Below are 7,394 nucleotides of genomic sequence, written 5' to 3' on the forward strand. Positions count from 1 at the left end.
ACCAGCACGGTGAAGGCAACGGCAAGGATGCGTACCGGCGTGCTGCCCCAAGGGCCCGAGTAGCGTGCCGCAAGGAAATCCGGGATCGTGTAGTGGCCGAATTTGTTGAGATACGGCGCAACGAGCAGCGCCACCAGGCAGTAGCCGCCGGTCCATCCCAGAATGTAGGCGAGGCCGTCGAAGCCGAGGACATAAAGGCCGCCGGCCAGGCTGATGAAGCTGGCGGCCGACATCCAGTCCGCCGCTGTCGCCATGCCGTTGAAGAGGGCGGGCACGCGCCGGCCGGCAACGTAGTACTCCGACACGTCGGAGGTGCGGCTGATGACGCCGATGCCGGCGTACACCACGATGCTCGAAAAGATGAACAGATAGCCGATCCAGGCGCGGGGGAAGCCTTCCTTTTCAAGGATCGAAAGCACCAGCAGGAAGATGACGCAGCCGACCGTGTACCAGCCGTAGTACCGCAGCAGCCGGCGGAAAAAGGCGTCATTGCGCATCGGCAGTCTCTTTCCGCAACAGCCGGTCCAGGCGGCGCGTGTACAACACATAGGCGGCCACGATCGCCAGGTACAGCAGCGTCAGCCCCTGTGCCGCCATGTAAAAGGAAAACGGCCAGCCGAACACCGTGAACGCGGTCAGCTCCCGGGCAAAGTAGATGATGCCGAAGGTGGAACTGAACCACAGCGCTACCAGCGTGAAGGTGAACTGCCGGACCTTGCTCCAGTACAGGTCCCGGTTGTGCTTATTCTTGTTTTCCATCACCCGATATCCTCGATGAAATCGGGGCGCTGTTCCATGCGCAGCGTCACACGGAACAGGCAGCCCGGGAATTTGGGGTCGTGGCTGTGCGGATTGTTGAAGATATCCACGATCGCGCCATGCTGCTGCGCGATCTCGCGCACGATGGACAGCCCCAGGCCGCTGCCTTCGACGTTGCTGCCGAGGATGCGGTAGAAGCGTTCGAAAACATGCGAACGCTCGGCCGGGGGAATGCCCGGCCCGGTGTCCTCGACTTCCAGGATCGCCTGCTCCTCGACTGCGTTGGCGCGCACACGCACCGTGACGCTGCCGCCGGCCGGCGTGTAGCGGAGCGCGTTGTCGATCAGGTTGCTCAACAATTCGCGCAGCATCACCGGGTTGCCCTGCACCATGATCGGATGGCCGGGTTGTTCGAAACCGAGGTCGATGCGTTGCGTAAAGGAGTTCTGCACCCAATCCTGCACCACGTTCCGGGCAAGCTCGCACAGTTCGAGCGGCACGAGCGGTTTGGTTGCCGGCGTCTGGTTCTCGGCGCGCGCCAGCGCAAGCAGCTGGTTGACCAGGCGTGTCGCCGATTCCGAGCTTTTCGACAGCTGCTCGAGCGAGCGGTGCATTTCCTCCAGGTTGGTTTCGCGCAGCGCCAATTCCGATTGCATGCGCATACCGGCCAGCGGCGTCTTCATCTGGTGGGCGGCGTCGGCGATGAAGCGCTTTTGCATCTCGATGCTTTGCGAGAGCCGCCCGAGCATGTCGTTGAAGGAGCGCACCAGCGGCGAGATCTCCTCGGGCACCTGGCCGGATTCGATCGGGCTGAGATCATCGGGCCGACGGGCGCGGATGCGCTGCTGCAGTTCGGCCAAGGGCGACAGGCCGCGCGACAGCGCGAACCAGACCAGGGCAAGCGCGACGGGCAGGATGATGAACTGGGGCAGGATCACGCCCTTGATGATTTCGTTGGCGAGCTGGCCGCGCTTGTCCAGCGTCTCGGCAACCTGTACCAGGACGGCCGGCCCCCGTTCGGGTTCGCGCGCGTTGCGGCGCGGACGGATCTCGGTGTACACGTAGGCGACGCGGACTTCATTGCCGCGCATCGTGTCGTTGCGGAAGCGCACCGAGCCTGACGGCTGCTGGATCTCTTCCTCGGCCGGCGGGGGCGGCAGGTCTGCATCGCCTTCGATGAACTCGCCTTTCGGACCGATGACCTGGAAATAGATGTTGTCCACGTCGTCGGCGCGCAGAATGTCGCGCGCCGAACTGGAAAGCTGCGCGGCCACCTTGCCGTTGACTTCACGTACCTGCTGCGTCAGCACGATCACACGGTCGTCCAGCGCGCGGTCGAAGGGATGGTTGGCGATCGATTTCGCGACCAGGTAGGTAATCGCGATACTCATCGGCCACAGCAGGAGCAGGGGGACCAGCATCCAGTCGAGGATCTCGCCGAACAGCGAGCGCTGGATGCGTTCCTCCGGCTGGGCGGCGACAAAATCGCCGGCCTGGCCGCGAGGGGAGGAATCCGCCGAGGCGGAAACGGCCGCTTCCGGACCTTGGGCGTCGCTCATGGAAAAATATCAGCCAGGGGTCGGTGCGCTGTGGGCACTCGCGGAAGGATCGGAAAATTTCTCGAGGCAGTAGCCGAGGCCGCGCACCGTGGCGATCCGCACACCGCCCACCTCGATCTTCTTGCGCAGCCGGTGGACATAGACTTCGATCGCGTTGTTGCTGACCTCTTCGCCCCACTCGCACAAATGGTCGACCAGCTGCTCCTTAGACACCAGGCGGCCGGTGCGCTGCAGGAGCACTTCCAGCAGGCCCAGCTCGCGTGCCGACAGGTCGAGCATCTGGTCGTTCATGTAGGCGATCCGGCCGACCTGATCGTAGGACAGGGGTCCGTGCTTGATCACGGTCGGGCCGCCGCCGGCGCCGCGCCGGGTCAGCGCGCGTACCCGCGCCTCCAGTTCGGACAGCGCGAACGGCTTGGCCATGAAGTCGTCGGCCCCCAGGTCCAGCCCCTTGACGCGCTGCTCGATGGAGTCGCCGGCTGTCAGGATCAGCACCGGCAGGCGGGAATTGCGGGCGCGCAGGCGCCGCAAGACTTCCAGGCCGGGCATTTTCGGCAGGCCCAGGTCGAGGATGAGAAGGTCGAAATCCTGCGTCGACAGTGCCGAGTCCGCCTCCAGGCCGTTCTTGACGCAGTCGGTCGCATAGCCGGACTGGCGCAGCGAGCGCGTCAGTCCATCGGCCAGTACACTGTCGTCTTCAGCGAGCAAAATACGCATGGTTGGCACTCTGCAATCAGAAGGAAAGTAGTCTATTGCTTTTCGGTAATAGCGGCAAGGCAAAGCAGGCCGGCTCAAAAAACCGCTTCCTTCCTCATCCTAATCAAGTTTTTTCGATATTTGAAATTCCCGCTTGCACCCGCCACTGTTTTTTTATACAGTATGGCCTGTGACGTTAATCGCGGCGCGCCAGCCAATAGTTGGGATAGTTGGGATGGCGGGCTAGTTAATACCTAACCGTCGAAAGAATACAGTTATGGACGACAAGAAATCTGCGCAAAACCCGGAAAAGGCAAAAGCACTGGCTGCCGCGTTGGCGCAAATCGAGAAGCAGTTTGGCAAGGGTTCCGTGATGCGCATGGCCGACGGTGCCGTTGCGGAAGAAGTGCAAGTCGTGTCGACCGGCTCGCTTGGCCTGGACATCGCGCTGGGCGTCGGCGGCCTGCCGCGCGGCCGCGTCGTCGAAATCTACGGTCCGGAATCGTCCGGCAAGACCACGCTGACCCTGCAAGCGATTGCTGAAATGCAAAAGCTGGGCGGCACCTGCGCCTTCATTGATGCGGAACACGCGCTGGACGTGGTGTATGCCCAGAAGCTGGGCGTGAACCTGTCGGAGTTGCTGATTTCGCAACCGGACACCGGTGAACAGGCGCTCGAGATTTGCGACGCCCTGGTGCGTTCGGGCAGCGTCGATCTCGTGGTAGTCGACTCCGTGGCGGCATTGACCCCGCGCGCTGAAATCGAAGGCGACATGGGCGATTCGCTCCCCGGCCTGCAAGCCCGCCTGATGTCGCAGGCACTGCGCAAGCTCACCGGCAGCATCAACCGCACCAATACGCTGGTCATCTTCATCAACCAGATCCGCATGAAGATCGGCGTCATGTTCGGCAATCCCGAAACCACGACCGGCGGCAACGCGCTGAAGTTCTACGCCTCCGTGCGCCTGGACATCCGCCGTACCGGCTCCATCAAATCCGGCGACGAAGTGATCGGCAACGAAACCAAGGTCAAGGTCGTCAAGAACAAGGTGGCCCCGCCGTTCAAGGAAGCGCATTTCGACATCCTGTACGGGGAAGGCACCTCGCGCGAGGGTGAAATCCTCGACCTCGGAGCCGAGGCCAAGATTGTTGAAAAGTCCGGTGCCTGGTACAGCTACAACGGCGAACGCGTCGGCCAGGGCAAGGACAACGCTCGCAACTACCTGAAAGAGCATCCGGAACTGGCCCGCGAGATCGAGAACAAGGTCCGCGCGGCGCTGGGCGTGCCGGAACTGCCACCCCTGGTTGCAGCGGAAGAGTAATTGAGCAAGACGCCGCCTCACCGGCGTCTTTCCATCCTGAATACTTCACGTGAGGGAGCCCGCGCTGCAGGACCACCATGGCAAAATTGCAAATGAGTCTGAAGGCGCGGGCTCTGAAGTATCTGTCTGCCCGCGAACACAGCCGGCTTGAGCTGGGACGCAAGCTGGCACGCTACGCCCAAGAGGGCGACGATATCGAGGGCCTGCTCGACGCTCTTGAAGCAGCGAAATTCCTTTCCCAATCCCGCTTTTCCGAATCCCTGGTCAACCGCCGCGCCGCGCGCTTCGGCAACAGCAGGATCCTGTCCGAACTGCAGTCGCACGGCATCGACGGCGAGGAAATCCAAGACCTCAAGTCCAGCCTCCTGGACGACGAAGCCGCACGTGCCAGGGAGGTATGGCGCAAGAAGTTCGGTGCCCCGCCGGAAGATGCCGCGGAGCGTGCAAAACAAATCCGATTTCTCCAGCAGCGCGGTTTCTCTCCCTCGTCAATCCGCAGTGCAATGCGCGCGACGGATAGCGACGATTAAACGCACCTGCAAACGGACTTGCGGACAAACGTTCGCATTTTTCCCGCGTCAAACACGCACAGCAGGCTGTCATTCGCCTATCAGTGGCAAAAATGTCACGATGGTTTTAGCCTTATGCCTGTGCTAAACTTTCCAGGTTTTTTGCAGCGCCGCATGAGCGGCTGTTGTCGTAGAAGCTGCGACAACGACACGCAAATGCGGCATCTCTTTAGGCCGCTTCACCGGCATTGGTCCTTATGCCCCTATCTCCGCCGTCATCCCGCCGCGCGTTAAAGCACACCCGCGCAATCCAGGTCGAAGCGTTCGCACGCGAAGACGGCTTGTGGGACATCGACGCGCATATAACCGATACCAAGACCCGTGATACCAAGCTCGCCTCCGGCGTCAGGCCGGCGGGACAACCGGTACACGACCTCTGGCTCCGCATCACCGTCGACACGGCGCTGAACGTGGTCGACGCGGAAGCCGTCTCCGACGCCGTCCCCTATCCGAACTATTGCGACACCATCGGCCCGGCCTACAAGAAGCTGATCGGCCTGAACCTGCTCAAGGGATTCCGCGACGGCGTCAAGCAACGCCTTTCGGGCATCAACGGCTGTACCCACCTTACCGAACTGGCCGCGGTCCTGCCGACGGCGACCATCCAGGCTTTTGCCGGCGACGTGCTGGATACGCGCGATGGCGCGGGCAACGACGACCAGAGCCAGAAACCGTTTCAACTCGACCGCTGCCATGCCTTGCGTACGGACGGCGAGGCGGTCGCCAAGTTTTATCCGCGCTGGGCGGTCAAGCCGTTGGCAGTCTCCGAAACCAGTTAATTTTTAACAGTTTGTTTTTTTCAATAAGCGTCTGAAGGGAAGCTCGCATGAAAATCCATGAGTATCAGGGCAAAGAAATCCTCCGCAAGTTCGGAGTGACGGTTCCGCGCGGTATCCCGTGCTTTTCCGTTGATGAAGCGGTCAAGGCGGCCGAGACTCTTGGAGGCCCGGTCTGGGTCGTCAAGGCTCAGATCCACGCCGGCGGTCGCGGCAAGGGCGGCGGTGTGAAGGTCGCCAAGTCGCTCGACCAGGTCAAGGAATACGCGCACGCCATCATGGGCATGCAACTGGTCACGCACCAGACCGGTCCGGAAGGCCAGAAGGTCAACCGCCTGCTGATCGAAGAAGGCGCGGACATCAAGAAGGAACTGTATGTCTCGATGGTCACCGACCGCCTGAGCCAGCGCGTGGTGCTGATGGCCTCCAGCGAAGGCGGCATGGACATCGAAGAAGTCGCCGAAAAGCATCCCGAACTGATCCACAAGGTCGAGATCGACCCGGCAACCGGCCTGACCGACGCTGACGCAGACACCATCGCATCCAAGATCGGCGTTCCGGCCGGCTCGATTGCCGACGCACGCAAGCAGTTGCAAGGCCTGTACAAGGCATACTGGGAAACCGATGCATCGCTGGCCGAAATCAACCCCCTGATCCTGACCGGCGACGGCAAGGTGATTGCGCTGGATGCCAAGTTCAACTTCGACTCCAACGCACTGTTCCGTCACCCGGAAATCGTCGCCATGCGCGACCTGGACGAAGAAGATCCGGCTGAGATCGAAGCCTCCAAGTTCGACCTCGCCTACATCTCCCTCGACGGCAACATCGGCTGCCTGGTGAACGGTGCCGGCTTGGCCATGGCGACCATGGACACCATCAAGCTGTTCGGCGGCGAGCCGGCCAACTTCCTCGACGTCGGCGGCGGCGCCACGACCGAGAAAGTGACCGAAGCCTTCAAGCTCATGCTGAAGAACCCGAACCTCAAAGCGATCCTGGTCAACATCTTCGGCGGCATCATGCGCTGCGACGTCATCGCCGAAGGCGTGATCGCCGCATCCAAGGCAGTGTCGCTGGGCGTGCCGCTGGTCGTTCGCATGAAGGGCACCAACGAAGACCTCGGCAAGAAGATGCTGGCCGACTCCGGCCTGCCGATCATCTCCGCAGACACGATGGAAGAAGCAGCGCAGAAGGTCGTCGCTGCCGCCGGTAAATAATCGCTAAGGGAATACAAATGTCGATTCTGATCAATAAAGACACCAAAGTCATCACGCAAGGCATCACCGGCAAGACCGGCCAGTTCCACACCCGCATGTGCCGCGACTACGCCAATGGCAAGAACTGCTTCGTCGCCGGCGTGAACCCGAAGAAGGCGGGCGAGGACTTCGAAGGCATTCCGATTTTCGCCAACGTCAAGGAAGCCAAGGAAAAGACCGGCGCGACCGTTTCCGTGATCTACGTGCCGCCGGCAGGCGCAGCCGCTGCGATCTGGGAAGCCGTGGAAGCCGAACTCGACCTGGCCATCTGCATCACCGAAGGCATTCCCGTGCGTGACATGCTGGAAGTGAAGGACAAGATGAAGAAGGCCGGCAGCAAGACCCTGCTGCTCGGACCGAACTGCCCGGGCCTGATCACGCCGGACGAAATCAAGATCGGCATCATGCCGGGCCACATCCACAAGAAGGGCCGCATCGGCGTCGTGTCGCGTTCCGGCACG

General features: G+C 61.7%; 8 protein-coding genes and 1 pseudogene. 5 read left to right on the forward strand and 4 right to left on the reverse strand.

Annotation, left to right across the window (positions count from 1 at the left end):
* The 4 genes from VFF99_RS03680 to VFF99_RS03695 all read right to left on the reverse strand — a co-directional run.
* Positions 1 to 497: sodium:solute symporter family transporter (locus VFF99_RS03680; protein ID WP_414691496.1), on the reverse strand; the 497-nt coding region annotated here is incomplete at its 3' end.
* A complete protein-coding gene (locus tag VFF99_RS03685; protein WP_325015112.1) occupies positions 487 to 759 on the reverse strand; it encodes a DUF4212 domain-containing protein in 273 nt (90 codons plus the stop codon). The genes VFF99_RS03680 and VFF99_RS03685, both read right to left, overlap by 11 nt.
* On the reverse strand, positions 759 to 2,318 hold the full coding sequence (locus tag VFF99_RS03690) for a sensor histidine kinase (RefSeq protein WP_325015114.1): 1,560 nt from the start codon (positions 2,316 to 2,318) through the stop codon (positions 759 to 761). The genes VFF99_RS03685 and VFF99_RS03690 overlap by 1 nt, the downstream gene beginning before the upstream one ends.
* Positions 2,319 to 2,327: 9 nt before the next feature.
* Entirely contained in the window at positions 2,328 to 3,035 is a 708-nt protein-coding gene (locus VFF99_RS03695; protein ID WP_325015116.1) for a response regulator transcription factor, read from the reverse strand.
* A 256-nt stretch (positions 3,036 to 3,291) separates the two neighbouring features.
* Here VFF99_RS03695 and recA point away from each other — a divergent pair, with 256 nt between their 5' ends.
* From recA to VFF99_RS03720, 5 genes and pseudogenes are all read left to right on the forward strand, one after another.
* Positions 3,292 to 4,335 carry a recombinase RecA gene (gene recA / locus VFF99_RS03700; RefSeq protein WP_325015118.1) on the forward strand — a complete coding sequence of 348 codons (1,044 nt, stop codon included), beginning with the start codon at positions 3,292 to 3,294 and terminating at the stop codon, positions 4,333 to 4,335.
* A 77-nt stretch (positions 4,336 to 4,412) separates the two neighbouring features.
* Positions 4,413 to 4,865, forward strand: a complete 453-nt coding sequence (gene recX / locus VFF99_RS03705) for a recombination regulator RecX (protein ID WP_325015120.1) — start codon at positions 4,413 to 4,415, stop codon at positions 4,863 to 4,865.
* Between the two features lie 236 nt (positions 4,866 to 5,101).
* Positions 5,102 to 5,683 (forward strand): DUF2889 domain-containing protein, encoded by a 582-nt coding sequence (locus VFF99_RS03710; RefSeq protein WP_325015122.1) that lies wholly within the window; start codon positions 5,102 to 5,104, stop codon positions 5,681 to 5,683.
* Positions 5,684 to 5,730: 47 nt separating this feature from the next.
* A complete protein-coding gene (gene sucC, locus VFF99_RS03715; protein ID WP_325015124.1) occupies positions 5,731 to 6,894 on the forward strand; it encodes an ADP-forming succinate--CoA ligase subunit beta in 1,164 nt (387 codons plus the stop codon).
* A gap of 17 nt (positions 6,895 to 6,911) precedes the next feature.
* A pseudogene (locus tag VFF99_RS03720) lies at positions 6,912 to 7,394 on the forward strand (succinate--CoA ligase subunit alpha); the annotation flags it as partial.

This window comes from Noviherbaspirillum sp. (genome assembly GCF_035654295.1).
GTDB lineage: Bacteria > Pseudomonadota > Gammaproteobacteria > Burkholderiales > Burkholderiaceae_D > Noviherbaspirillum.